Here is a 25,025-nt window from a genome sequence, read left to right as displayed (position 1 = left end):
CCTAGCGGAGCCTGGCGACACCGGTCAGGCGACGAGCAGGTACACCGCGCCGACGATCGTGAAGGCGATCACGAGCTTCTCGAACACGGACTGCGGCATGCGGTCGGCGAGCCAGCGGCCACCGAACGCCGCGACGACGACGAGGGGCACGAGCACGAGGTCGATCAGCAGCCCCGGCACCGTGATGATGCCGATGCCGATCGAGAACGGCACCTTGAACAGGTTCACGATCGCGAAGAACCACGCGGCCGTGCCGAGGAACGCCTTCACCTCGAACCGGGCGGCGAGGAAGTACATCGACATCACCGGCCCGGCGGCGTTGGCGACCATCGTGGTGAAGCCGCCGAGCGTGCCGTATGTCGCCGCGGCGACACGGTGCGAGCCGCCGGCGTCGACGCCCGACGTGAACCGCCGGCGCAGCAGCGTGATCGCGATCACGGCCAGCAGGATCACGCCGATCGTCTTCTTCACCCACACATCGTCGGCGAACCACAGGAAGACCACGCCGACGAGCACGCCGACCACGACCGCGGGCGAGAGCTTCAGCAGCGTGCGCCAGTCGGCGTGCCGGCGGTACATGGTGACGGCGAAGATGTCGGCGACGATCAGCAGCAGAAGCAGCACGCCCGTGGACTGCTTCGCCGGCAGCACCGCCGCGAAGATCGCGACGGCGATCGTGCCGGCGCCGGGCACGGCGGTCTTCGACAGGCCCACGACGACGGCTCCGACGCCGAGCAGGGCCCAGGCCCACCACGCGAGTTCGGGCACGTTCAGACGCCGGCGGCGGCGAGCGCCGCCTCTCCGAGCGCGCTCTGGCGCGCAGCATCCGTCATCCAGAGCGGACGGACGAGCGGACGGATGCTGAGTCCCGCGACCTCGTCGGCAGCAGCCTCGTCCTCTTCGGCGAGCAGCCAGGCGTCGAGCAGGCCGCCGTTCGCGCGGCTCCCGTACAACCCCGCGACCGCCGTCGCGGAGGTCTGGACGCCGATCGCGGTGAGGCACACGTCGGCCATGCCGCGGACGACCTTGCCGCCGATGATCGGCGAGATGCCGACGACAGGGGCCGTCGTGGCGCGCAGCGCTTCGCGCACACCCGGCACGGCGAGGATCGGGCCGATCGACACGACCGGGTTCGAGGGGGCGAGCAGCACGACGTCGGCCGCCGCGATCGTCTCCGTGACACCGGGTGCGGCGGTGGCCGTCTCGATGCCGGGGTTCTCGAAGCGCGCGGGGGCGAGGGTGGCGCGGTGGCGCGTCCACCATTCCTGGAAGTGCAGGCGCGTGCCGTCGTCGAGCACGACGATCGTGTCGACCTCGCTGTCGGTCATGGGCAGGAGCCGTGCGCCGAGGTCCCAGCGATGCGACATGCGCTCGAGCACGGCGGCGGGCGTGAGGCCCTCGCGCAGCCAGCCGGTGCGTGCGAGGTGCGTGCCGAGGTCGAGGTCGCCGAGGGTGAACCAGGGCCAGCCGGCGCCCCACTCCTGCAGCTCCTGGTTGACTCGTTCGCTGTCGCCCTGCCGGCCCCAGCCGCGCTCGGCGTCGTTGACGCCGGCCAGTGCGTAGGTGATCGAGTCGACGTCGGGCTGCAGCCGCACGCCCGACAGCCACAGGTCGTCGCCGGTGTTGACGACGACCGTGAGTGCCGCGGCGGTGTCGTCGACCCCGCGGGCGCGGAGCGCGCCGCGCGCCCCCAGCACGAAACGGGAGCCGCCGACGCCGCCCGCGAGCACGACGACGCGGGGCGCGGCGGTCACGGCGTCAGTTCCGGCTGTCGAGGCCGCCGAGACGCGGGATCATGCCGGTCTTCGGGGCGAACTCGTCGGCCGCGTGCGGGAGGGAGAACTTGCCGACCGCGTCGATGAGGGCGTCGACGGTCTGCGCGTCGGCCACGACGTCCACGTCGAGGCCCGCGCGGCGCGCGTCCTTCGCGGTGCGGGGACCGATCGCGGCGATGAGGGTGGTGTCGGGGATCTCGGGAAACTGCTCGTGCACCTGCTCGGCGACCGAGCCGCTCGTCACGAGGATGGCGTTGATGCGGCCGGATTGCACGTCTTCGGCGATGCGCTCGGTCACCGGCACCCCGACGGTGCGATACGCGACGACGCTGCGGACGCGGTGGCCCGCCTCGGTGAGCATGCGGGTGAGGACCGGCTTCGCGATCTCGCTGCGGAGGGTGAGGATGTCGCGGGCCTCGGGCTCGAGGGCGATGAGCTGCTCCGCCATGCCTGCCGCGGAGTTGTCGCGCTCGGGCACGAGGTCGACGCGGTAGCCGACGGCGAGGAGCGCCGCCGCCGTCGTCTCACCCACGGCGGCGACCTTCGTCGACGCGGGGACGACCGCGCGGTACGCGTAGAGGACGTCGACCGTGGTCGCGCTCGTGACCGTCAGCCACTCGAACTTGCCGGCGGCGAGATCGGCGAGCGCCTGATCGAGGGACTCCTGGTCGTTGGTGGGGGCGAAGTTGATGAGCGGGGCGATCACCGGGATCGCGCCCTGGCGGCGCAGAGTCGCCGCGACACCGTCGCCCCAGGGGCCGCCACGGGGCACGAGAACGCGCCAGCCGGTCAGTGGTTTGACGGACTGGTGCTGTGCTGCAGCGGTGTTCATAGGGGGGTCGACTCTCGATGATGCTCAGCCGGCCGCCCAAGAAGCTCGAGGCAGCCGATGCGCGATTCGAATCGGGTTCGCGCGATCGGCAGCTAACGCACCATTGCACTGCCTTGCCTCCCGAGCATACCCCCGATCTCCGGCGACGTCGGCCGGGCGGCGTGGGAGGCGGGACGGCAGGCCGATCAGCGGGTATAGAGGCGCACGAAGCCCCACACCGCCGCGCCGATGGCTGCGGCGCCGACGACCACCGCGACCGCGGTGAGCGCCGGGTTGCGGCGGTTGAAGGCGCGGGCCTGCTCGATCCGCTCGTCGAGGGCGCGCTCCACCCGGCGGGGGACGTTCGCCTTCTCTTCGATGGCGGCCAGCGCGGCCTTGAGCTCGGTCCGCGCCTGCTCGACGGGATCCGTGATCCCGAGCGGCACGGCGGTGCGAGGCACGGCGACGGCGTTCTTCGACAGCGGCACGGGCGCGTCAGAGCTCATCGCGCACCTCCTTCACGTCCAGGGCGATCGATTGGACCGGGTTGCGACGCTCGCCGATCCGGCGGAAGTAGAGCACGCCGATGAACGCGAAGACCACGGCCACGATCAGCATGGCGAAGAACACCACGAGCGCCGACAGCCACACCGGCCACCACGACGACAGCCCCGCGATCACGAAGGTGCCGAGCACCGGCACGGACCAGAACAGCACGAACAGCGCGGCGAAGACCCACAGAGCACCCCAGCCGCCGTCCTTCGCGGTCTTGGCGAGCCAGGCCTTCGCTGCGTCGATCTCCGCGATGACGAGGTTGCGGACGAGCTCCGGGATCTCACCCAGCAGAGTGAGGAGGCTGTCGTCCGAACGATCGCGGAAGCCACGGGGGGTCGTCATCACGTCAGGCCCCGCCGCGTCCGTTCTCGGAGGCGTCATCGACGGCGTCGTCGACGGCGTCCTTCACGGCCTTCGCCGAGGTCTGCGCCGCCTTGCCGACGTCGTCGGCGGAGTCCTTGCCGACCTGGATCGCCGCGTCGAGCTTCTGCCCGGGGGTGCCCTTCGAACCGGCGGCCTGGGTGACCTTGACGGCGGACTCCCACAGCGTCGACGGCAGCGCCATCGCCTGCGATTTCGCGAAGTCCTTCACCTTGCCGATCTGGGTCTGCACGGGCTCGGTGTTCCACACCTTGAGCCACTGCTTCTTGATCTGCTCGTAACGCTCACGACCGGCGCGGGTGCCGAGCACATACCCGATCGCGAGTCCGATGACCAGTCCTGCCTTGCCCCTCATGAGGTCTCCTCACGCTCGGTGTGACCTGACGACCTTCCCAGGGTAGCCCTGTATGCCGATTCCGGCATCCACCCTTGACAGCGGCCGCAACAGGAGGGTTCACTCCGCCGCTGCGGCACCCCACAGGGCTTTGTGGCGCAGGCGATCGGCCTCTTCCTGCGCGTCGGCGACCACCTGCGCGAGGCCGCTCCCCGACAGCCACGCGCCGACGGCGGCGAGCCCCGGTGCGCGGCCGATCGCGTCGCGCGCGGCCGCGGCGCGCTCCCGCTGGCCGAGCATCGACACCGGCGGCACGAGCGTGTACTCGTCACGGCGCGCGCCGGCGATGCGGGTCTCGTCGAGTGACACCCCGAGGAGGACGGATGCCTCGGCCGCCGCCAGCACCCCGGCATCGGCGTCGGATAGCCCCTGGGTCGCGGGTGGCGTCGCCGGGCTGCCGAAGGCGACCCGCAGCACGTGTCGCCCGGGGCCGGCCTCGCGCGCGAGCCACTCCCACCGCGCGGTCTCATGCACGAGCCCCGTCGCGCGCGTCGCGCCGGGCACGGCGTGGACGTGGACGCCGCGCGGCGCCGCGTCGAGCTCGGGGGCATCGACCACCAGTGTGACGACATCACGGGCGATGCCGGCCGGGGCCTCGTCGGCGAACGCGGGGGTGCCGAGCGCTGCGCCGAGGAGCGTGCGCGCGGCGGCCTCGTCGGTCGCGACGATCACGGCGTCGGCGTGCAGCGCCTCGGGCGCATCCTCGTCGGAGCCGATCGTCGCGAGTTCGACAGTCCACCGTCCGCCGCGGCGGATGAGACCCGTCGCCAGCGTGCCGGTGTGGATCGCGACCTCGCGCTCGGCGAGCCGGCCACCGAGCGCGGCGATGAGCTGCGGCATCCCGCCGTCCAGTCCCTCGATCGACGAACCGGGGGCGCCGACGCGCACCTCGGCGACGGCGCCGCCGAGCCACCCGGTGCGGGTGAGGGCGTTGCTGAGTCCGGGGGCGGCGACCTCGACGTCGACGTCGACGGGGTCGAGACCGAAGCGGTCGATGGTCAGCGGTGCCACGAGGCGGTCGAGCACGGTGTCGCCCATGCGGCTGTGCACGAGGCGGCCGAGGCTGCGCTGGGCGCCGATGGTGAGCGGCGGGCGGAGGCGGTCCACGTACGCGCGCCAGGTTCCGCCCCAGCCGATGATGCCGCGGACGCTCTCGTCCCAGGGATTGGCGGGGATGCCCAGCACCTGCTCGGCGGGCAGCGGCGCCGCGGCGCCCTTCGGAAGGCCCGCGATCCACTCGCTGTCGTCGCGCGGACTCACGATCGCCGCGTCCTGCAGCACCTCGTCGACGAGACCGCGCACCGTGCCGCCGCGGGTCGACCAGCAGGTGACGCCGGTCTCGAGGTCGAGTCCCGCGATGCGGGCGGACCCGATGGTGCCGCCGAGGCGATCGGATGCCTCCACCACTGTGACCGCCATGCCGACCTTGGCGCACTCCCAGGCCGCGACGAGCCCGGCGATGCCGCCGCCGATCACGACCACCCGCGTCTGGCGCGCGTGGTCGACGAGTTCCTGGAGCGGCTCGGCGGGGATGGTCACGGCATCCATCCTCCCATCCGCCGACTGTGCCGGCCGGGGCCGCCGGTGGGAGACTGGGCCCATGACGCTCCACATCACGGGCGACGACGCCGCCGACCGCCTGCTGACCGACGATCCGCTCGCCCTCCTGATCGGCATGCTGCTCGATCAGCAGGTCGCGATGGAGACCGCCTTCGCCGGACCGCTCAAGATCTCGGAGCGAGCCGGGACGTTGGATGCCGCGGCCCTCGCGAGCTTCGATCCGGACGCGTTCACCGAGCTCTTCAAGGCGACGCCCGCGGTGCACCGGTTCCCTGGATCGATGGCGGCGCGCGTGCAGGCGCTGTGTGCGGCGGTCGAACAGGACTGGGACGGAGACGCGGCGGCGATCTGGAGGCGTGACGAGCCGGACGGGTCCACCGTGCTGAAGCGACTCAAGGCGCTGCCGGGGTTCGGCGAGCAGAAGGCGAAGATCTTCCTCGCGCTGCTGGGCAAGCAGTACGGCTTCACCGGCGCCGGCTGGCGCGAGGCGGCCGGCTCGTACGGCGACGAGGGCTCGTTCCGCAGCGTCGCCGACATCGTCTCGGCCGAGTCGCTGACGAAGGTGCGCGAGCACAAGCGCGCGATGAAGGCCGCGGCCAAGGGCTGAGGCTCGGCCGAGGGCTGAGGACGGAGGGGTGCGATGAAGAGGACCGGAGGGGACGTCGACGAGTTCGTCGCCGCCGTCAAGCCCGCGAAGCGGCAGCGCGACGCCGTGGCGATGATCGGGCTGCTGCGAGAGGTCACCGGCCGCGAGCCCGAAATGTGGGGAACGATCGTCGGCTTCGGCGCGTGCCACTACAAGTACCCGACAGGGAACGAGGGCGATATGCCCGTCGCGGCGTTCTCGCCCCGGCGCGAGTCCACCACGATCTATCTGCTCGACGCCGGCTCGCATCCCGAACGGATGGCGCAGCTGGGACCCCACACGACCGGAGCCAGCTGTCTCTACATCAAGGACCTCGCCCTGGTCGACCCCGAGGTGCTGCGCGGGATCGTCGCCGAGGACTACCGCCGCGTCGTCGAGGCGACACGGGCTCGACCGAGATCACGCTGATCGACTGAACCCGCCGTGGTCCGTGACCGCTGTCGTGTCGCTGCGCCGATGCGGATTCCCGGGCGGGCCGGACGCCCGGTCCTAAAGTGGACGACGTGCGGCTGAGGTTCTTCGGAGGACTCCACGCGGAGGCGGACGGCGCTCCGCTCGAGATCCGCGGCCGCGGGCAGGAGGCGCTGCTCTTCCGCCTCGCGCTCGATGCAGGCACGACCGTCGCGTATCGCTCGCTCGCCGAGGACGTCTGGCCCGACGACCTTCCCGAAGACCCTCGCGCCGCGTTGCAGTCCCTGGCGTCGCGCCTGCGCCGAGGCCTCCCCGCCGGGACACTCGAGGCCGTCCCCGGCGGGTACCTGCTGGCGGTCGACCGCGACGACGTCGACCTCGCGCACTTCCAGGACCTCGTGGCCCGCGCCCGCCGTGCGGCCGATCCCGCCGCAGCTGCGAGTGACGCGCGCGCCGCGCTGGACCTCTGGCGCGGCGAGCCCTGGACTCCCGGAGACGGCTTCGACTGGGTGGTGCGCGACCTCCTCGAGGACCGGGCTCACGCCGAGCGGATCCTCGCGGCGACGGGGAGGGATGCCTCGGAGACGGATGCTGCCTCCCGGGCAGCGTCGGGCGACACGGGCGGATCTCCGGCCCCGGGTGTCGAGGCATCCGTGCCCGCGGCGCTGACCGCGCTGATCGGGCGGCAGCGCGAGCTCGGACTCATCCACGATCAACTCCGCGACGAGCGCCTGGTGACGCTCATCGGCCCGGGCGGCGCCGGCAAGACGACCCTCGCGTTCGAGACCGCGCGGCGCACTCCCGGCGCCATCGTCGTGGAGCTCGCGCCCGCGGCGCCGGGCGAGGTGTGGGCGGCGGTCGCGGGAGCGGTGGGGCGCAGCATCCGTGTCGGAGAACTCGTCTCGACGACCGCACGCGATCGCGTCGCAGAAGCCCTGGCCGGTCGCACGGTGCTCGTCGTGCTCGACAACTGCGAGCATGTCGCGGCGGAGGCGGCGGTCGTGGCGCTCGAGGTGCTGCGCAGCGCGCCGGGCTCGCGGATCCTCGCGACCAGCCGCGAACCGCTGGGTCTCGCGGGTGAGGCGTTCGTCGACCTCGGCCCGCTTCCCCAGGGCGATGCGCGCGAACTGTTCGCGCGCCGCGTGCGTGCCGCGCGGGGCTCCGCGCCGACACACGACGAAGACGATGCCGTCGAGCGCATCGTGACGCGGCTGGACGGTCTGCCGCTCGCGCTCGAGCTCGCCGCGGCGAAGTCCCGCACGCTCACGATCGCCGAGATCGACAGCGGCCTCGACGATCGCTTCGCGCTGCTGGCGACGGGTCCGAAGGCGATCGAGGCGCGCCACCAGACCCTGCGGGCGCTGATCGACTGGAGCTGGGAGACGCTGTCGGAGGCCGAGCGCATCGCGCTGCGCGCGACCGCTGTTCTCCCGGACGGGGTGGACGTGCGCGACGTACGCGCGATCGCGGAAGCGTTCGACGTGGAAGCCGCGGCTTTCGAGGCGCTCGTCGACAAGTCGCTGCTGCGGCGCTCGGACCGGCGCCTGCGCATGCTCGAGACCGTACGGGAGTACGGGATCGATCGGCTGCGGACCGAGGGACGCGAGGCGGAGTTCCGCGCCGTGCAGGCTCGCGCCATGGCCCGGCTGGCGGCGCGTGAGGACGCGCGCCTGCGCGGCCCCGAGGTGCGCGAGGCGCTCGCCTGGTTCGACGCCGACGACGAGAACCTCAGTGCTGCGCTTCGTGCCTGCGCCGAACAGCCCGGGCTGGAGGACATCGGCGTGCACCTGGTGCGCGCCTGCCTGTGGACGTGGCTGATGCGTGAGCGCTTCGAGGAGCTGCAGTCCGGCGTCGTGCGGTTCGGCGACGCCGCGCGCAGCCTCGACTCGGAAGCCGCCGTGGTGGTGCGCGCGATCGCCCTGCTCGGCAGCGCCTTCGCCCGCGACCTGGAGGAGCCGACCGCCGTTCACGGCACCACTCCCGTGCCGGGTGGCACCGAGGCGGGTCGGGGCGAACCCACGGCCGCGGGACTGGAGCGCCTCGAGCGCGAGATCCCGCGGGTGATCGAGGCGTCAGCTGTGCACCGCAGCGAACTCTCCGCCGCGCTGCAGCCGCTGCTGGCGGCGATCCTCGTCGGGGCGCGGAACCATCGACCGGGCACACCGTGGTCGCGCGGGGTGGTGATCGGCGACGAGGGCCTCGCGGACGCACCCCCGTGGACGCGCGCGCTGATCAGCATGCTGCGCTCGGCGATCGCCCAGAACGGCGGCGACAACGAGACCCTCGGCATCGAGAGCGAGAAGGCGGTGTCGATGTTCCGCGAACTCGGCGACGTGTGGGGCACCGCGTTCGCGAGCCAGATGCGGTCGGAGTGGCTGCAGCTCGCCGGCCGGCTCGACGAGGCGCTCGCCGTCGCCGACGCCTCGTCGGCGGGCCTCGTCGGCCTCACCTCGGTGACCGACCTCGTGCAGCAGCGGTCGCAGAGCATCGGGCTCCTGCTGCGGCTGGGTCGCATCGACGAGGCGCGCGCCCGGCTGCGGGAGTCGCAGGCGCTCGCACGGTCCAAGGATTCGCCGCGCGCGATCGCCCAGACCGACATGGACGCGGCCGCCATCGAGATCGCAGTCGGCGACGGCACTGCCGCCCTGCGCCTTCTCGACGCCGTCGCCTCGGAGATGCTGCCCTCGTTCCCGGACCAGCTGATCGCCTGGTCGGGGTCGCGGCGCGCCCAGGCCCTCCTGCTGGAGGGGCGCACCGACGAGGCCCGCGCCGCACTCACCGAGGCCCTTCCCGCCGCGGCCCGCAGCGGCGACCACCCGATCGTCGCGGACGTGGCGGTGTCGATCGCAGGCTGGCTCGCGACGGTCGGGAGAGATTCCGACGCCCGACGCGCCCTCGCCGCCGCGGCGCGACTGCGGGGAGGCGTCGACGCCTCGGACCCGTTCCTGCGCGTGCTGGGCGAGCGGCTGGAGACCGACGCGCTCTTGCCGGACCTATCGACGCCCGCGCTGCCGCGCGATTCCGACAGCGACGCCGACGTCACCGCGCTCTCGTCGTTCCTCGGCTGAGTGTTCGGGCCGGTCGGGCCGGTCGGGCCGGTCGAGCCGGCCGTCAGACGGGCGCTTCGCAGGCCGGCCATCAGAAGGGTGCGTGGCCGTCGTAGGGCGCGGCGAGGTACTTGTCGAAGATCGGCGAGGGGACGAATTGCACGGTGGCTGGTGGTTTGTCGAGGTAGCGGCGCTGGGTGGGGCTGGTCCATTCGAGGATGCCGTCGCCGAGTTGGCGGACGCGCCATGCGGTGGCGTGTTTGAGGGTGTGGTGTCGTCGGCAGAGGTGGGCGAGGTTGTCGTCGGTGGTGTCGCCGCCGAGGGCGCGGTCGACGGTGTGGTCGATGTCGGATTTCGAGGGTCGGCGTCGGCAGCCGGGGAACCGGCAGCGTTCGTCTCGGGCGCGGAGGAATCGTGTCAGGCCTGCGGAGGATCGGTAGCGGTCGACGGCGAGCGGGATTCCGCTGTGCGGGTGGTACATGACCCGGTCCCAGCCGGCGGCGGCGGCGAGTTCGCGGGCGGTGGTGGCGTCGATCGGGCCGTACCCGGTGAGCAGGGCGGGTTCGTTGCTGGTGCCGGCGGCGGTCAGCACGGGGATGGTGATCTGCACCTCGGCGTGGATGGTGGCGAACGCGTCGCCGTCGCCGTGGCCGGACGGGGCGGCGGTGAGGACGATGTCGGCGAAGATGTCGGCGCGCAGTTCGTCCAGCGACCGGGCGTCGGCCTGCGGGCCGGTGGTGAGTTGCGGGGCATCCTGCGCTCCCGGCTCGGTCGCGTCGTCGTCGGTCGGCGCATCCGGTCGCGCCTCGTCGTCTGCCGGTGCGGCGCCGCGCGGCAGGCCGGGTTCGCCGGTTGCTGCCGGTGGCGCAGCGTCCGTCGGCGGCTCGAGCCGGGCGCGACCCGCAGCGCGGGAAGGCCCACCTGCCACGGCGACGACCGCCACCGCGGCTTCCGCGGCGGCGGACGCCGCTTCGGCCGCGGCCGCGTCGGCGCGTTCGGCGGCGCGTTCGGCTTCGGCCATCTGGGTCAGCCGGTCGTAGATCGCGTGGGCGAGCACGGCGGGCAGGTCGGCGAGCAGCCGCGCCATGCCGTCATCGAGATCGATGATGCGGAGGTGACGCAGCCCGATCGCGCGGCGGCGCAGTTCCTCGGCCAGGTCGGGGTCGATGCGGGCCGCGACCACCCGGGCGATCGCCCGCAACCGGTGCGGGGTCTCGAACCCGGCCGCGTCCAGCACGATCCGTTCGTACTGCTCCCGCATCTCGGGATCGGCGATCACCGCCCCGGCGTCGACGATCGCCGCCGCGTGCGCCAGGTCGATCCGCCCCTCGGCCAACGCCGTGAAGGTCGCGGCGAACCCGTCGCGCAGCGTGCTGGCCGCCGACATCCGCGCCTGCACCGTCCGATCGCTGAGCCGCATCGCGGCGCCGAGCTCGGCCGACACCTCCCGCAGCGGCAGATCGTGCGGGCTCTTACGGCCCGCCGCCCGCCGCGCGTCCTCGCGGGCGCGGACGATGTCCGCAGCATCCGTCAGCAGCCGCGACTCCTCCGCCTGCAACCGGGCGATCTCGGACCGGGTCGACTGCATCTCGGCGACCACCCGATCCAGCGCGCTCCAGGTCGCGTCGTCGGTGTCGAAACGCTGGCCCATGATGCTCCCGCTGAACAGCACCCAGACGGGTGCGACGGAAGACCGAACGAAAGTGGGCACAAGCTCGATCCGCTAACTGCAAGATTAGAGCATAAATACGAAACACGCAATAGTCGGCACCGGCGAAATCTCAGACACTTAGACGAGGTCCATCCCTCACCGGGCAGGCAAGCTCTTCGACCACGCGACCTCGCGGTCGAGCTGGCCGCTCTGCCGGAACAGCCGGACCTGGTGGGTGCCGGCCAGCGCTCGCGCGAGTTCGTCGCGATCGGCGGACACGAAGCCCAGCCCCTGCCAGAACGGGCCGGAGCGGCGGCTGAACAGCCAGGCCGTGGTCGCGCCCTCGTCCGCCGCGCGGCCGAGGGCGAAGCGCGCCAGCGCCGTGCCGCTCCCCTGCGACCGCAGCGAAGGACGCACCGCCACGCTGCGGATCAGCGCGTGCCGACCGTCCGCGCTGATCTCGTAGCCCGTGCTGCCGACGATCGCGTCGTTCTCGTCACGCACCAGCCACAGCCGAACGCTCGGCGCATCGAGTCCGCTCAGCGTCAGATCGACCTCACGCAGGAACGCGGTCAGCCCCTCGACATCGCTCGGGCGACATTCCCGCATATCCACTCCCCCAGCCAACCACTCATCCCCGACGCCACCCGCCACCGACGCCGCCGACGCCGAAGGGCCGGGGCGGCTTCCGCCACCCCGGCCCCCACGCACCCCGGCCGGTCGTCACACCGCGGGGCGCAGCATCCGTTCACGCCTTCCGCATGTAGGCGCGCACCGTGAGCGGCGCGAACACCGCCACGATCACCGCGGCGCCGAGCAGGGCGGTGAAGACGTCGGCCGTCACCGTCCCGTCGTTGACGAGCCCGCGCACTGCGGTCACGAGATGCGAGACGGGGTTCGCCTCGACGAACCACTGCAGCCAATCGGGCATCGTGTCGGCGGGGACGAACGCGTTCGACAGGAACGTCAGCGGGAACAGGATGAGCATCGAGATGCCCTGCACGCTCGAGGCGGTGCGCGCGATCACGCCGAAGAAGGCGAAGATCCAGCTCATCGCCCACGAACAGGCGATGACGAGGAGTCCGGCCGCGATCACGCCCGCGAGTCCGCCGCCCGGGCGGAAGCCCATGATGAAGCCCATGGTGAAGGTGAGCGTCGTGGCGATCGTGTAGCGCAGGGTGTCGGCCAGCAGCGCGCCCGACAACGGCGCGATGCGCGCGATCGGGAGCGAGCGGAAGCGGTCGAACACGCCCTTGTCCATGTCTTCGCGCAGCTGCACTCCGGTGACGACGGAGGTCGTGATCACGGTCTGCACGAGGATGCCCGGGATGATGATCGGCAGATAGTTCTGCACGTCGCCGGCGATCGCACCGCCGAAGATGTACGTGAACATCAGCGTGAAGATGATCGGCTGCACCGTCACGTCGATCAGCTGCTCAGGGGTGCGCCGGATCTTGAGGATGCCGCGCCACGCCATGGTGAGCGTGTTGCGGACGGTCAGCCCGAGCGTAGAGCGGTTCGAGAGGTCGCGGTCGGCGACCGGGGTGATGGGGGTCGCGATGGCGGTCATGCGCGGACTCCTTCGAGTTCGTCGGCCGTCGCGTGGGCGGCCTCGTCGTCCTCCGGCACGCCCTTGCCGGTGAGGGTGAGGAAGACCTCGTCGAGCGTCGGCTGCTGCACGCTGAGCTCCTCGAGGTGCAGGTCCGCGTCGCGGAAGGCGACGAGCAGGTCGGCGACGCGGTCGGGGTCGCTCATCGGCACGGTGAGGCGGGCAGCCTCGGGCGAGACGATGGCCGTCACGCCGAGTGCGCGCGAGATCTCGCGCTGCGCCTCGGCGATGTCGGACCCGGTCCGTAGCCTCAGCAGCAGCGACGCCTGACCGACCGACGCCTTGAGCTCGAGCGCGGTGCCCTCGGCGACCACGGTGCCGCGATCGATGACGGCGATGCGGTCGGCGAGCTGGTCGGCCTCGTCGAGGTACTGCGTGGTGAGGAGGACGGTCGAGCCGGTGGCGACGAGACGCCGGATGGTGTCCCACATCTGCCCGCGGGTGCGGGGATCGAGGCCGGTGGTCGGCTCGTCGAGGAAGATCAGCGGAGGCTGGGCGATGAGGGATGCTGCGAGGTCGAGGCGGCGACGCATGCCGCCGGAGAACTTCGCCAGCGGCCGGGTGGCGGCCTCTGTGAGCGAGAACTCCTCGAGGAGCTCTGCGGCCTTGCGCTTCGCGTCGATGCGCGAGAGCCCGAGGAGTCGGCCGAAGATGACGAGGTTCTCGGTGGCCGAGAGCGTCTCGTCGACGGACGCGAACTGGCCGGTGAGGCCGATGAGCTGGCGCACGATCTGCGGGTGGCGCACGACGTCGTAGCCGAAGATCTCGGCCTTCCCGGCGTCGGGACGCAGCAGCGTCGCCAGCATGCTGATGGTGGTGGTCTTGCCCGCGCCGTTGGGGCCGAGCACGCCGTAGACGGTGCCGGCTTCGACGGTCAGGTCGACGCCGTCGACCGCCCGGTTGGCGCCGAAGCTCTTGACGAGCCCTTCGGCGCGGACCGCGGGGGTGCGGGATGCGGAACTGGTGATGGTCATGGGATTCGCCTTTCGACGTCACCCAGAGTGCGCCTGCGGCACTGTCGCCCCGCTGTCGCCCGCGGCGTCGCGCTGTCACGCCGCTGTCATCGTGGTGTCGAGAGCGATGGATGCTGCGACCGCACGCCTGCGGAGCACGTTTTCCACATCCCGGCCCGGTTTGGACGCGGTGTCCCAACTGCTGGCTAGGGTGGAAGGACCCGTCCGGCCCGCCCCTCGCCTGGAGACAGATCATGCTGCCGTTCCTCATCGTCGGAGGCATCGGCCTCGCCGTCCTGCTGATCTCGCTCATCGTCGGCGACATCTTCGATCACTTCGACATCGGCGACGGCGCCATCTCGGGCACAGCCCTCGGCATCGCCGCGGTCGTCTTCGGGGCCTCGGGCGCCCTCACCACCACGAACGGCCTCGACACCGTGTGGGCATACGTGCTCGCCGCCGTGCTCGCGGTGATCGCCTACGTCATCGCCGTGCTCTTCGTGAAGCGGCTGACCAAGAGCTCGGACGGCGTGCCGGCCTCGGCGCTGGGCCTGTCGGGCGTCACCCGCTCCACGGTGTCGCCGGCGGGCGGCGAGGTCAGCCTCGACGGCCCTCACGAGGTCGAGCGGCGCCTCGCCTACTCGGACGAGCCCATCGCCGAGGGCCTGCGCATCCGGGTCGTCGAGCACTCCGGCACGCGCGTCAAGGTCGTCGCCGAATAGATCCCCACTGCGGTCCGGACCGGGAACCCCGGGCCGCAGCATCCCACGAGAAAGGTCGTCCATGACGAACGAACTCATCCAGATCATCTCGGTCGTCGCCCTCGTGGTGGCGGTGCTCGGGCTCATCACCTTCATCGCGCGGCGCATCCGCCGCGTCCCCCCGAACGAGGCGCTCGTCATCGTCGGGCGCGGTGCCGGTCGCCCGCAGCCCGGCGAGACGGGCAGCGGCCAGCGCGTCGTGATCGGCGGGCGCACGTTCGTGTGGCCGATCCTGCAGCAGGGCTTCTCGATCTCGCTCGAGCAGCGCCAGATCGGCATCACCGTCGAGGGCGTCGACAAGAACCGCATCAAGATCGCGATCAAGGCGTCGATCAACTTCAAGGTCTCGGGCACCGAGGACGGGGTGCGGCGTGCGGCGCAGCGCTTCCTCTCGCAGCAGGACCTCCTGACCGAGATCATCAAGGAGTCGCTCGAGGGCTCGCTGCGCTCGATCGTCGGCGACATGACGATCGAGCAGATCATCTCGGACCGCAAGAGCCTGTCGGATCGCGTCGTCGCCGAGACCAAGGCCGACCTCGTCGAGCAGGGCCTGCAGGTCGACCTCCTCAACATCAGCGACATCTCGACGCCCGGCAGCGACTACCTCGCCAACCTCGGTCGCGCCGAGGCCGCCCGCGCCCGCCAGGTCGCCGAGATCAGTGAAGCCGAGGCATCGCGCGCCTCCGAGTTCGCCCGCATCGAGGCGTCCGAGCAGATCGCCGAGCGCCAGAAGGCCCTCGCCCTCAAGCAGGCGACGATCAAGGCCGAGACCGACCGCGCCAACGCCGAGGCGCAGGCGTCGGGTCAGCTCGCCACCGCCGAACAGGACAAGCTCGTCGCCGTGCAGGAGCGCGAGGCGCTCACCGAGCAGGCGCTCGTGACGCAGGAGCGCCTCGACATCGAGATCCGCAAGCCGGCCGAGGCCGAGGCGTACGCCGAGGTGCAGCGCGCGACCGCGCTCCGCGATGCGGCCAACGCCGCGACCGAGGCCGACGCGTTCAAGCGCACCCGCATCGCCGAGGCCAACAAGGTCGCCGCCGTCCAGGACGCCGAGGCGTCCGCCGCGGCGGTGCGCTTCGCCGGTGAGGCCGAGCGCGACAAGCAGGTGGCGCTGGCCGCCGGTATCAAGGCCGAGGGTGACGCTCGCGCCTCCGCGATCCAGGCCGAGGGTCTCGCCGAGGCCGCCGCGACCGACGCAAAGGCGCTCGCGCTGCAGAAGTACGGCGAGGCCGCGCTCGCGCAGGAGATCATCACGCGCCTGCCCGAGATCGTCCGTGCGGCGGCCGAGCCGATCGCCTCGATCGACAAGCTCACCGTGGTGTCGACCGACGGCGCCTCCGAGATGACCAAGACCGTCGGCAAGGTGCTCGGCGAGGGCACCGAGGTCGTGAAGGGTCTCACCGGCCTCGACCTCAACACGCTGCTGCAGGCGTTCGCGCTGAAGACGGCGGGCGGCGACGCGCTGGCCGCGGCCGGCGACGCGGGCACGGCAGCGAAGAACGCCGCGAAGGACGCAGCCGCCGCACTCGGCAGCTGACCCCTCCCTTCGAAGCGCCCGGTCCCGCGAGGGGCCGGGCGTTCCGCTCGTCGCTGCCGAGGCCGCTATCTGAGCACGCGACCGCTCACCGCGAGGGTCAGGCGACGGGGCATCACGCCGGCGGCCCATGCGCTGACGGCGTTGGCGCGGCCCGACACGACGCTCGGCGGCACGTCGTCGCTGTCGAGCTTGCGCAGGGTCAGGGCGACCACCTGCGCCGGCGTCTTGAAGCGGCCCACGGCCGCGTCGGCACCGGTGACGTCGAAGAACTCGGTGCGCGTCGCACCCGGACTCACCGCGATCACGCCGAGCCCCGAGCCCTTCGTCTCGTAAGCGAGTGCCTCGGTGAAGCTGAGCACGAAGGCCTTCGTGGCGCCGTAGACGGCCATGTTCGGGCACGGCTGGTACGCGCCGGTGCTCGCGATCCCGATGAGCGCGCCGCGCCCGTCGGCGACCATCTCGGGCAGCACCGCGCGCGTGATCGCCACGAGTGCCGAGACGTTGACCTGCACCATCTGTCCGATTCTCGCGGCATCCGCCTCGGCGAAGTCGCCCTTCATGCCGAAACCGGCGTTGTTGACGAGCGTCTGCACGCGCAGACCCTGCTCGTCGAGCGCAGTCCTCAGCGCGGCGGCGGCATCCGGCCGCGTGAGGTCGAGGGCGATCGGCATCGCCCGCACGCCGTGGTCGCGCGTGAGGCGTTCGGCGAGGTCGCGCAGCCGGTCCTCACGGCGGGCGACGAGCACGACGTCGGCGCCGCGGGCGGCGAACTGCGTCGCGTATTCGGCACCGAGCCCGGAGCTCGCACCGGTGATGAGCGCGGTCGTACCGCGGTAGTCCCTGGCCATGAGGTCAGGCTAAGCACCCACCGCGGCCGCGGGAATAGCACCCGTGGAACGACGCATGCTGCGCCCCATGCCATTCGTCGCCCCGATGCCCGCGCTGGCCCCGCGCCATCGCCCGCGCTGTCGAAATCGGCATTCGCGCCCGAAAGAACCAGCAGCGAATGCCGAAACCAACAGCGCGGAGCACCCGGACCCCGGAGAGAGTGGATGCTGCGACCCGGCCGGGTCGCAGCATCCATCGTCCTGCGGGTCAGGCGCCCTTCAGGCGCTCCGCGAGATACGCGTGGAGGACCTCGAGCGGGACGCGCTCCTGGTTCATCGTGTCGCGGTCGCGCACGGTGACGGCGCGGTCGTCGAGCGAGTCGAAGTCGACGGTGACGCAGAACGGCGTGCCGATCTCGTCCTGACGACGGTAGCGGCGGCCGATGGCGCCGGCGTCGTCGAAGTCGATGTTCCAGTCGCCGCGCAGCGTCTCGGCCACCTCGCGGGCGATCGGCGACAGCTGCTCGTTGCGCGACAGCGGGAGCACGGCGACCTTCACCGGAGCCAGGCGCGGGTCGAGCTTGAGCACCGTGCGGGTATCGGTGCCGCCCTTCGCGTTCGGCGCCTCCTCCTCGTGGTACGCGTCGACGAGGAACGCCATCATCGCGCGAGTGAGGCCGAACGACGGCTCGATCACGTACGGGATGTACTTCTCGCCCGAGGCCTGGTCGAAGTAGGTGAGCGACTGGCCGGACGCCTCGGAGTGCGAGCCGAGGTCGTAGTCGGTGCGGTTGGCGACGCCCATGAGCTCGCCCCACTCCTTGCCGGCGAAGCCGAAGCGGTACTCGACGTCGATCGTGCCGTCGGAGTAGTGCGCGCGGTCCTCTTCGGGCACGTCGAAGCGGCGCATGTTGTCGGGGTCGATGCCGAGGCCGACGAACCAGTTCCAGCACTCCTCGACCCAGTGGTCGAACCACTCCTGCGCCTCGGCGGGCGGCACGAAGAACTCGATCTCCATCTGCTCGAACTCGCGCGTACGGAAGATGAAGTTACCGGGCGTGATCTCGTTGCGGAACGCCTTGCCGACCTGGCCGATGCCGAACGGCGGCTTCTTGCGGCTCGCGGTGAGCACGTTCGAGAAGTTCACGAAGATGCCCTGCGCCGTCTCGGGGCGGAGGTAGTGCAGGCCCGACTCGTCGTCGACGACGCCGAGGTAGGTCTTCACGAGACCCGAGAACGCCTTGGGCTCGGTGTACTGGCCCTTCGTGCCGCAGTTGGGGCACGGGATGTCGGCGAGGCCGTTCTCGGCCTTGCGGCCCTTGCGCGCCTCGAAGTCCTCGATGAGGTTGTCGGCGCGGAACCGCTTGTGGCACTGCAGGCACTCGACGAGCGGGTCGGTGAAGGTCGCGACGTGACCGGAGGCCTCCCACACGCGCTTGGGCAGGATGATCGACGAGTCGAGGCCGACCATGTCGCCCCGACCGCGCACGAACGTCTGCCACCACTGGCGGCGGATGTTCTCCTTGAGCTCCGTGCCGAGGGGGCCGTAGTCCCATGCCGACCGGGACCCGCCGTAGATCTCACCCGCTTGGAACACGAACCCGCGGTGACGGGCGAGGGCGATGACTTTGTCGAGGCGAGACTGCTCGGCCACGGTGGCTCCAATGGTCGGGAGGGGATGCACGAGGGTGCGAGAAGCCGCTGAACGCGGCATCCGTCGATTCTAGTCGTCGTGGGAAGAGGACCCGGCGGCGAGCGCCGCGTCGCGCTCGGCGCGCCAGCCGACGAGGTAGGGAGCGGCCACATTGTCGGCGTGCGCTGCGCGCACCGCTGCCGCAGCGGACGCGAGGGCGTCGAGGTCTTCATCGGACACGCGGTGGCCGAACGGGTAGGGGAACCTCGAGCAGAAGTGCTCCATCCACAGCAGCACGAGGTCGTCGTGCCCGATGGTGTCGTGCGCCAGGGATCCGCGCTCGTGCCGGGTGATGCGCCATCCGCCGCCGGAGTCAGGGATGGCTCCGAAGTCGGGGTCGCCGAGCCACCGCCAGGACGCGCCGCCTTTGACCGGCGCTCCCCAGGTGACGTGCTCGGCGAGCAGCGGGGCGAGGCGCTCCGGCGTCCAGGGAGCCGGAAAGTAGGTCGCCAAGCTCAGCCGCAGCTCGGCGCCGCTGAGATCCCTGCCCGCTTCGACCCGCCAGCCGCTGCCGGCGTCGAGTGTCTCCAGCAGCGCGGTCAGGGCGGCCGACGGACCACCGTCGTCGATGAGGGCGAGGTGCAGCTGAAGCAGCCGCCGATACCGGGCCGCCTCCTGATCCGTCGCGAACGGCGGCAGCGGGATGGCGTCCACCGCCGGCCTGCCCCACGGGACGCGGTCCGGCAGGGCCTCACTCATGGGGCTTGCCCTCGTCCTCGGCCTGCTCGAACGCGCGGTCCCACTCCTGCAGCTCCTTGCGACGCCCGATGAGACCGTCGAGCGACACCTGGAAGTGGAGCCCCCGTCGCGCGTTGACCTGTTTGATGTTCTCGACGAGCTCCGCGCCGAACGACGTCAGCGCGGTGCGCACCTCACGGACGCGGTCGACGGGGTCGTCCCACAGGTCGGGCCGCTGCAGGATGTCGAGCAGGTAGTCGCGGTCGAGCGCCGCGGTGAGCTTGCGCAGCGTCTCGCCGTACTCGACGGCGGCCGTGGCCCGCTGCCCCTCGTCGCCCTTGCGACCCAGGCGATCGAACAGCTCGGTGGTGTTGTTCGCGACGGTCGCGACCTCGCTCGCCACCGCGTTCGCGTCGCGGATTCCGGATGCCCCGGCCGCCGCATACTCGCCGCTCAAGGCCCGCAGTCGCCCGACGAGCGGGCGGACGTTGTCCGGCAGCGGCGCGTGATGGCCCGTCGCGGCGCGGCGACGCCGGGCACGGAGGACCGCCCACAGCGCACCGCCCGCCGCGACGAGCACGACGAGCCCGAGCGCGCCGCCGACGATGAGGCCGGCGTCGGCGCCGCCGCTCTGTCCGGAACCGGCCGGCGTCGCCGCGACGACGCCGTCGACCGTCTGCAGGATCTTCCCCTCGAGGGTGTCGGCCGACTGCTCTGCCTCGTTGGCGATGCGCAGTGCCTCGCCGTTGGGCTGCACCACGCGGGAGCCGGCCGACAGGTCATCGCCGACCGCCACGATGATCGTCTGGTAGCCGGGCAGCCCGGCGAGCTCCCGCACGATGTCCATGCCCGTCGCCTCGAGCGACGCGTTGTCGGAGAACACCGCGATCGCGATCGAGTCGTCGGTCACCTGCTGCTCCAGCGACTGCCGCAGGGCATCCGCGCCCTTGACCTCGTTCGAGACGTAGACGTTCCCGTTCGCGAGCACCTGCTCGGCCTCGTTCACATAGACGCCGGAGCCGTCGGCGGCGAGGGGGTGCAGCATCCGTCCGCCGTTCAGAAGTTGTTGATCACGGACGCGAAGACGAGGTCGATCTTCGCGGCGTCGGACGCATCGAACCACTGACCGCCGGTCGCCTCGGCGATGCGCTGCAGCGCCGTGGTGTCGGCGCCCTCGCCGTACGCGATCGGGAAGATGCGCACGGGGGCGTCGTCGCCGCCTTCCTCGGTCGAGGCGCCGATCTTCGCCAGCAGCGAGTCGATCGAGATCTCGGAGTCGGTGTCCTGGCCGTCCGACAGCAGCACGATCGCGTTGATGCGGCCGGGCTGCGCGCGGGAGAGCATCTCGTCGTAGGCCGCGGCGATCGCGTCGTACAGCGGGGTGCCCTCGCGCTGCGCGAACCGGAGGTCGTCGAGCGACGAGTCCACCGACTCGCGGTCGGACGCGAGCGGCTCGACGTCGCGCAGCACCACGAGGTTCTTGCCGGCCGCCGACTCGACGCCGGTCGTGAACGCCCACACTCCGACCTCGTCCGACGAGCGGAAGTGGCCGAGGGTCGCCTGCGCGCCCTCGATGGCGCCGTCGAGCTTCGAGCGGCCGTCGCCGATCGCCTCGTCCATCGAGCCCGAGATGTCGATCACCTCGAGTACCGACGACGGCTTGCGGATCTGCGTCCACTGGTCGATCGCCGACGACACCACGTCGACGGCCGGCTTCGGCAGGGTCACCGCAGGCCCCGCGGGATCGACCCCGTACGCGGCCGTGAAGAGGTCGCCCAGCGGCACCGAGGCATCCAGCGGCCGGAAGCCGTACTCGGGCAGGATCTTCTGCGCCGCGTCGGTCTGCAGGAAGGCCGCGAACGCCGCGCCTGCTTCGGCCTGCTCGGGCGTCACCCAGTCGGCGCCGAGCACCGTGATCGGGTTGTCCGACCACATCGAGCCGCCCGACGGGTACACCGCGACGAGCTTCTCTTTCGGCGGGGTGAGCTTCTCGCCCGGCTGCACGGTGTGCGAGTCGGGGTTGCCCTGGTTGTAGTTGAGGAGCGACGTCTCTTCGAGCGCGACCGCCGAGACGTACCCCGAGCCGCCGGCGCCGTTCTGGGTCTCGTCGTAGAGCCGCGTGAGCACCTTGCCGGTCGTGTCGCCGTAGTGGATCACGCACTCCTCGAAGACGCGCGAGAACTCCGCGGCCGCCGCCACGTCGGCCGAGGTGAGGTCGGCGGACTTGCCGGATGCCTCGTACGACTGCATCAGGATCGCCGAGAGCCCGGTCGTCGACGTGTTCGGGTTCGTCTTCGAGATCTTGAACGATCCCCACAGCGGCTTGCCGACGCTCGCCCAGCCGTCGGGGTCCTGGCAGAGCGCCTCGAAGTCGGCGATGCCGATCGGCGACGCCGGATAGCCGAGCGCCTTCGCCATCGTCTCGGGAACGCCGAAGACGACCGGCGTATGGGTGAACGACTGGGGTTCGCCGACGAGGGAGGTGGATGCCGCGGCCGCGACGCGATCGGTCCAGACCGTCGACGCGGGCGACCACATCGTGGGCCAGCGGCGCGTGTCGTCGTCGGGCCAGTCGCCGCCCGCGGTGAGGAAGCGGGTCGCGTCGCCCGAGGAGACGTTGATCGGATGCACCGTCGCGCACTCGGCGAGCTGGTCGTGCTGCGACGACTCCTTGAAGGCGTCGGCCAGCGCGTCGAGCATGTTGACTTTCTCGGAGGAGGTCGCGACGACTACGCTCGTGCAGCCGTCGTCGGCGAAGTCGCCGTCGTCGGTTCCCTCGACGACGGGGCCGGGGCCGAAGCAGCCACTCAGTGCGATCGCCGAGGCGACGAGCACTCCGGCGCCGGCGAGCGCACGCGGTCGGAGGCGGACGAGGGGCGAGCTGTCGGCGGGCGAGCGCCGGCTTGGTGCGGGCATGGCAGAAGCCTACGGCTCAGCGGTCGACCCGTGCAGACGGGCGTCCCTCTCCCCGGGCGCGAGGCACCGGCTTACCCTGGTCGCGTGGATCGGACGTCGCCGTGACCGGGCCCGCCCCGCGGCCCGCCGCGAGGCTGCGGCGCCGCGCGGCCGGGCTGCTCGCCGCCGTCGTCGTCGTCGTTCTCGCACTCCCTGGGTGCGCGAGCGCGCAGCCGGAAGGCGACGAGCTCTACGCCTCGGCGCGCCACGCGAACCTGCTGTTCAAAGAAGCGGTGGCCACCGTCCTCGTCCACATCTCGGACGGCACCTGGCAGGTGCAGGAGTACGGCGACCTTCCCGTCGACTGCCGGCCCGGCTACTCGTTCGCGATGCACCGCACGACGTTCGAGGGCTTCACGCTCGAGGCGGACGCCCCCACGACGGCGTCGCGCCTCGAGCGATGGCTGAGCGACCGGGGCTGGACGACGGCACCCGCGACCGCGGCCGACGGGGAGGTGCGGGTCGAGGCATCCGATCCCGCTCTCGAGGTCGGGTCGCTCGTGATCGACATCGGCAACGGCGGCGAATCCGGCGACGCCATCGGCGTCGGAGCGACGAGCACCTGCTTCGACGGCGACGCGGACGCGCTGACCGCGCTGCTCTATCCGGGGTACCCCGACCACGTTCTCGCGCACGAGCCGCTCCCGGCCGGCGAGCTCGCCGGGGCGACACCGGTCTTCGGCTTCACCGACGACGGCGCGGCGCGGTGAGCCGCAGAACGGTCAGCGGACGAACGTGATCGACAGCGGGTACGTGTACCAGTCGCCGCGGTTGGCCTTCACGGCCGCGACGATGCAGAACACGATGTTGAGGACGTACGCGGCCATCACGATGAAGATGCCGATGAAAACGATGCTCAGCACCCCGCCGACGACGTACGCGATCAGCAGCGTCAGCTGGAAGTTGAGAGCCGTGGCGGTGTGGGCGCGCACGAACGGTCCGCGGTCCTTCAGCACGAGGTAGCCGATGAGCGCGGGGAAGAAGCTGAAGAAGATGCCGCCGACGTTGACGAGCGTCGCCCACAGCTTCTCGTCGGCGGGGCTCATCGGCTGCGGCTGCGGGGCGCCGTAGGCGTACGGCGGCGGAGGGGGGTTGGTCACGGCCCCAGACTAGGCCTCACACCCCGCGCAGCGCATCGCGCCCGACGTCGGCGATCGAGGTGTGCCCCGAAAGCCCCAGTGTGATGTCGAGCTCGGCGAGCACGTTCCGCACCACCTCGCGCACACCGGCCTCGCCGGCGACGCCGAGACCGTAGGCGTACGGACGCCCGAGCGCGACGGCGGTCGCCCCGAGCGCGAGCGCGATGAACACGTCGGAGCCCTGTCGAACCCCCGAGTCGAACACGATCGGCACACGCCCCGCGACGCGTTCGGCGATCGTCGGCAGCACGTCGAGCGTCGGCACGGACTGGTCGATCTGCCGACCGCCGTGGTTCGAGATCCAGATGCCGTCGACACCGGCATCGAGGGCCCGGATCGCGTCGTCGGGGTGCACGATGCCCTTGAGGATGATCGGCAGCGACGTCCACTGCCGCGCCTTCGCGAGGTCGTCCCACGTGAGCGCCGGCGTCGAGAACACGTCGAGGAACGTCTCCACCGCCGCGCGCGGCAGCGGCGAGCGCAGGTTCTCGCGCACGCTGCTCGTGCCCGTGAGCGCCGCGCCCTTCCGTGCGATGCGCACCCCCGCGGCCACCGCTTTCGGGGTGACCTTGACCGGCGGCGCGGGCGGGGCCGCAGCATCCACTCCCCGCGATCGCTCCCGCACCAGCTGCTGGAACACGGGGTCGCTCGTGTACTGCGCGATCCCCATCGCGCGCGTGAACGGCAGATACGCCAGGTCGAGATCGCGCGTGCGCCATCCGAGCAGGTGGGTGTCGAGCGTCACGATGACGGCTTCGCATCCGGATGCCTCGGCCCGCCGCAGCAGCGACGCGTTGAGCTCGTCGGACGCCGACCAGTAGAGCTGGAACAGCCGGGCACCGTCGGGAGCGGCGTCCCGGACCTCCTCCATCGCGAAGGACGCCTGGTTCGACAGCGTGTACGGGATGCCGAGCGAGGCGGCCGCCCGCGCCACCGCGAGGTCGGCGTCGGCGTGGGCCATCTCCATGACCCCGAGCGGGGCGAGCAGCAGCGGCGTCGGCCGCCGCACGCCGAGGAAGTCGATGGACAGATCGCGCGACGACACGTCGCGCAGCGGCCGCGGCCACACCTGCCACCGGCCGAACGCGGCGCGGTTCGCGGCGACGGTGCGCTCGGCGCCCGCTCCCCCGGCGATGTACGCGAACGCCTCGGCGCTCAGCGCCTTGCGCGCCGCGGCCTCGAGGGCGTCGGTGTCGACCGGCACCCGAGGCCGGGTGCCGCTGATGCCGGCGCGGTAGATGTCGGACTGGGTCCGGCGAGAGATGCCGCGCGAGGCGGCGGCGGGGTCGTCGGGGGCGGCGCTTCGCTGAGCCATGCGGCCAGCCTACGCACGGCGTCGACGCGCCCGGCCCCCGTGCATGCCGAGCCCGTCGCCGACACGGTCCGTATACGCATCGGCGACGGGGGGTACGGGAAAGCGCTCGCCGGGAACCTTATGGCACTGCACGTCCACGGCGCAAGGTGTGCAGGTCAACTCGTAAAAACGTTTCACGAAGCTCTTGCCTCTCGGCACGACGCCGTGCCAGACTGCGAGCGACTCAGATCGGGAAACGCTTTCCGTGGAGTCGACAACAAACCCGGAGGGCGATCCCCATCGCGCTCCACACCGGACAGGGCTCGAGTCCGTACGCGCCCGGTTCAC

The 25,025-nt window shown here is 71.6% G+C and carries 24 protein-coding genes; 6 read left to right on the top strand and 18 right to left on the bottom strand.

Annotation, left to right across the window (positions count from 1 at the left end; translation table 11 throughout):
* Positions 1–24: 24 nt before the first annotated feature.
* The 7 genes from ACFC1I_RS19305 to ACFC1I_RS19275 form a co-directional block, all read right to left on the bottom strand.
* Positions 25–768 carry a sulfite exporter TauE/SafE family protein gene (locus tag ACFC1I_RS19305; RefSeq protein WP_376013217.1) on the bottom strand — a complete coding sequence of 248 codons (744 nt, stop codon included), beginning with the start codon at positions 766–768 and terminating at the stop codon, positions 25–27.
* A 2-nt stretch (positions 769–770) separates the two neighbouring features.
* Positions 771–1,754, bottom strand: coding sequence for a 2-phospho-L-lactate transferase (gene cofD / locus ACFC1I_RS19300; RefSeq protein ID WP_376013214.1), 984 nt, complete (start codon positions 1,752–1,754; stop codon positions 771–773).
* Positions 1,755–1,758: 4 nt separating this feature from the next.
* On the bottom strand, positions 1,759–2,607 hold the full coding sequence (locus tag ACFC1I_RS19295) for a uroporphyrinogen-III synthase (protein WP_376013211.1): 849 nt from the start codon (positions 2,605–2,607) through the stop codon (positions 1,759–1,761).
* Positions 2,608–2,792: 185 nt separating this feature from the next.
* The gene (locus ACFC1I_RS19290) at positions 2,793–3,092 is read right to left on the bottom strand and encodes a hypothetical protein (protein WP_376013208.1); all 300 of its coding nucleotides are present in this window, start codon (positions 3,090–3,092) and stop codon (positions 2,793–2,795) included.
* Positions 3,082–3,483 carry a phage holin family protein gene (locus ACFC1I_RS19285; RefSeq protein WP_376013205.1) on the bottom strand — a complete coding sequence of 134 codons (402 nt, stop codon included), beginning with the start codon at positions 3,481–3,483 and terminating at the stop codon, positions 3,082–3,084. The genes ACFC1I_RS19290 and ACFC1I_RS19285 overlap by 11 nt, the downstream gene beginning before the upstream one ends.
* Positions 3,484–3,487: 4 nt before the next feature.
* Entirely contained in the window at positions 3,488–3,877 is a 390-nt protein-coding gene (locus ACFC1I_RS19280; protein WP_376013203.1) for a hypothetical protein, read from the bottom strand.
* A gap of 99 nt (positions 3,878–3,976) precedes the next feature.
* Positions 3,977–5,464 carry a protoporphyrinogen/coproporphyrinogen oxidase gene (locus tag ACFC1I_RS19275; protein ID WP_376013200.1) on the bottom strand — a complete coding sequence of 496 codons (1,488 nt, stop codon included), beginning with the start codon at positions 5,462–5,464 and terminating at the stop codon, positions 3,977–3,979.
* A gap of 52 nt (positions 5,465–5,516) precedes the next feature.
* Here ACFC1I_RS19275 and ACFC1I_RS19270 point away from each other — a divergent pair, with 52 nt between their 5' ends.
* The 3 genes from ACFC1I_RS19270 (at position 5,517) to ACFC1I_RS19260 (ending at position 9,601) form a co-directional block, all read left to right on the top strand.
* Complete coding sequence (locus ACFC1I_RS19270; RefSeq protein ID WP_376013197.1) at positions 5,517–6,083, top strand: HhH-GPD-type base excision DNA repair protein; 567 nt, start codon at positions 5,517–5,519, stop codon at positions 6,081–6,083.
* A gap of 33 nt (positions 6,084–6,116) precedes the next feature.
* A complete protein-coding gene (locus tag ACFC1I_RS19265) occupies positions 6,117–6,530 on the top strand; it encodes a DUF1801 domain-containing protein (RefSeq protein WP_376013195.1) in 414 nt (137 codons plus the stop codon).
* Positions 6,531–6,625: 95 nt separating this feature from the next.
* On the top strand, positions 6,626–9,601 hold the full coding sequence (locus ACFC1I_RS19260; RefSeq protein WP_376013192.1) for an ATPase: 2,976 nt from the start codon (positions 6,626–6,628) through the stop codon (positions 9,599–9,601).
* 70 nt (positions 9,602–9,671) lie between these two features.
* Here the strand turns inward: ACFC1I_RS19260 and ACFC1I_RS19255 are convergent, their stop codons facing one another.
* The 4 genes from ACFC1I_RS19255 to ACFC1I_RS19240 form a co-directional block, all read right to left on the bottom strand.
* Positions 9,672–11,291: a DUF222 domain-containing protein gene (locus ACFC1I_RS19255; protein WP_376013190.1), complete on the bottom strand. Its 1,620-nt coding sequence runs from the start codon at positions 11,289–11,291 to the stop codon at positions 9,672–9,674.
* Between the two features lie 96 nt (positions 11,292–11,387).
* Positions 11,388–11,840 (bottom strand): GNAT family N-acetyltransferase, encoded by a 453-nt coding sequence (locus ACFC1I_RS19250; protein WP_376013779.1) that lies wholly within the window; start codon positions 11,838–11,840, stop codon positions 11,388–11,390.
* Between the two features lie 139 nt (positions 11,841–11,979).
* Entirely contained in the window at positions 11,980–12,801 is an 822-nt protein-coding gene (locus ACFC1I_RS19245) for an ABC transporter permease (protein ID WP_376013188.1), read from the bottom strand.
* Entirely contained in the window at positions 12,798–13,814 is a 1,017-nt protein-coding gene (locus ACFC1I_RS19240) for an ATP-binding cassette domain-containing protein (protein WP_376013186.1), read from the bottom strand. Before ACFC1I_RS19240 ends, ACFC1I_RS19245 begins: the two co-directional genes overlap by 4 nt.
* A gap of 233 nt (positions 13,815–14,047) precedes the next feature.
* Here ACFC1I_RS19240 and ACFC1I_RS19235 point away from each other — a divergent pair, with 233 nt between their 5' ends.
* Positions 14,048–14,515: a hypothetical protein gene (locus tag ACFC1I_RS19235; RefSeq protein WP_376013183.1), complete on the top strand. Its 468-nt coding sequence runs from the start codon at positions 14,048–14,050 to the stop codon at positions 14,513–14,515.
* A 61-nt stretch (positions 14,516–14,576) separates the two neighbouring features.
* Positions 14,577–16,091 (top strand): flotillin family protein, encoded by a 1,515-nt coding sequence (locus ACFC1I_RS19230; RefSeq protein ID WP_376013181.1) that lies wholly within the window; start codon positions 14,577–14,579, stop codon positions 16,089–16,091.
* A 65-nt stretch (positions 16,092–16,156) separates the two neighbouring features.
* On the opposite strand, the gene ACFC1I_RS19225 is transcribed toward ACFC1I_RS19230, so the two are convergent.
* From ACFC1I_RS19225 to ACFC1I_RS19205, 5 genes are all read right to left on the bottom strand, one after another.
* Positions 16,157–16,939 carry an SDR family NAD(P)-dependent oxidoreductase gene (locus ACFC1I_RS19225; RefSeq protein WP_376013178.1) on the bottom strand — a complete coding sequence of 261 codons (783 nt, stop codon included), beginning with the start codon at positions 16,937–16,939 and terminating at the stop codon, positions 16,157–16,159.
* Positions 16,940–17,186: 247 nt separating this feature from the next.
* Positions 17,187–18,572, bottom strand: a complete 1,386-nt coding sequence (locus tag ACFC1I_RS19220; protein ID WP_376013776.1) for a glycine--tRNA ligase — start codon at positions 18,570–18,572, stop codon at positions 17,187–17,189.
* A gap of 69 nt (positions 18,573–18,641) precedes the next feature.
* Entirely contained in the window at positions 18,642–19,310 is a 669-nt protein-coding gene (locus ACFC1I_RS19215) for a hypothetical protein (protein ID WP_376013175.1), read from the bottom strand.
* Positions 19,303–20,334 carry a hypothetical protein gene (locus ACFC1I_RS19210; RefSeq protein ID WP_376013172.1) on the bottom strand — a complete coding sequence of 344 codons (1,032 nt, stop codon included), beginning with the start codon at positions 20,332–20,334 and terminating at the stop codon, positions 19,303–19,305. Before ACFC1I_RS19210 ends, ACFC1I_RS19215 begins: the two co-directional genes overlap by 8 nt.
* Positions 20,335–20,345: 11 nt before the next feature.
* On the bottom strand, positions 20,346–22,205 hold the full coding sequence (locus tag ACFC1I_RS19205) for a substrate-binding domain-containing protein (protein WP_376013169.1): 1,860 nt from the start codon (positions 22,203–22,205) through the stop codon (positions 20,346–20,348).
* Positions 22,206–22,306: 101 nt separating this feature from the next.
* Between ACFC1I_RS19205 and ACFC1I_RS19200 the strand changes: the two genes are divergently transcribed.
* A complete protein-coding gene (locus ACFC1I_RS19200; RefSeq protein ID WP_376013166.1) occupies positions 22,307–22,954 on the top strand; it encodes a hypothetical protein in 648 nt (215 codons plus the stop codon).
* 12 nt (positions 22,955–22,966) lie between these two features.
* Here ACFC1I_RS19200 and ACFC1I_RS19195 read toward each other — a convergent pair whose 3' ends face one another.
* Both ACFC1I_RS19195 and ACFC1I_RS19190 read right to left on the bottom strand, forming a co-directional pair.
* Entirely contained in the window at positions 22,967–23,290 is a 324-nt protein-coding gene (locus tag ACFC1I_RS19195; protein ID WP_376013775.1) for a DUF4870 domain-containing protein, read from the bottom strand.
* A 70-nt stretch (positions 23,291–23,360) separates the two neighbouring features.
* The gene (locus ACFC1I_RS19190) at positions 23,361–24,698 is read right to left on the bottom strand and encodes an alpha-hydroxy-acid oxidizing protein (RefSeq protein WP_376013163.1); all 1,338 of its coding nucleotides are present in this window, start codon (positions 24,696–24,698) and stop codon (positions 23,361–23,363) included.
* Between the last annotated feature and the right edge of the window lie 327 nt (positions 24,699–25,025).

This window comes from Microbacterium sp. NPDC056044 (assembly GCF_042267145.1).
Classification (GTDB): domain Bacteria; phylum Actinomycetota; class Actinomycetes; order Actinomycetales; family Microbacteriaceae; genus Microbacterium.
This window is presented reverse-complemented; position numbering and strand designations above follow the sequence as displayed.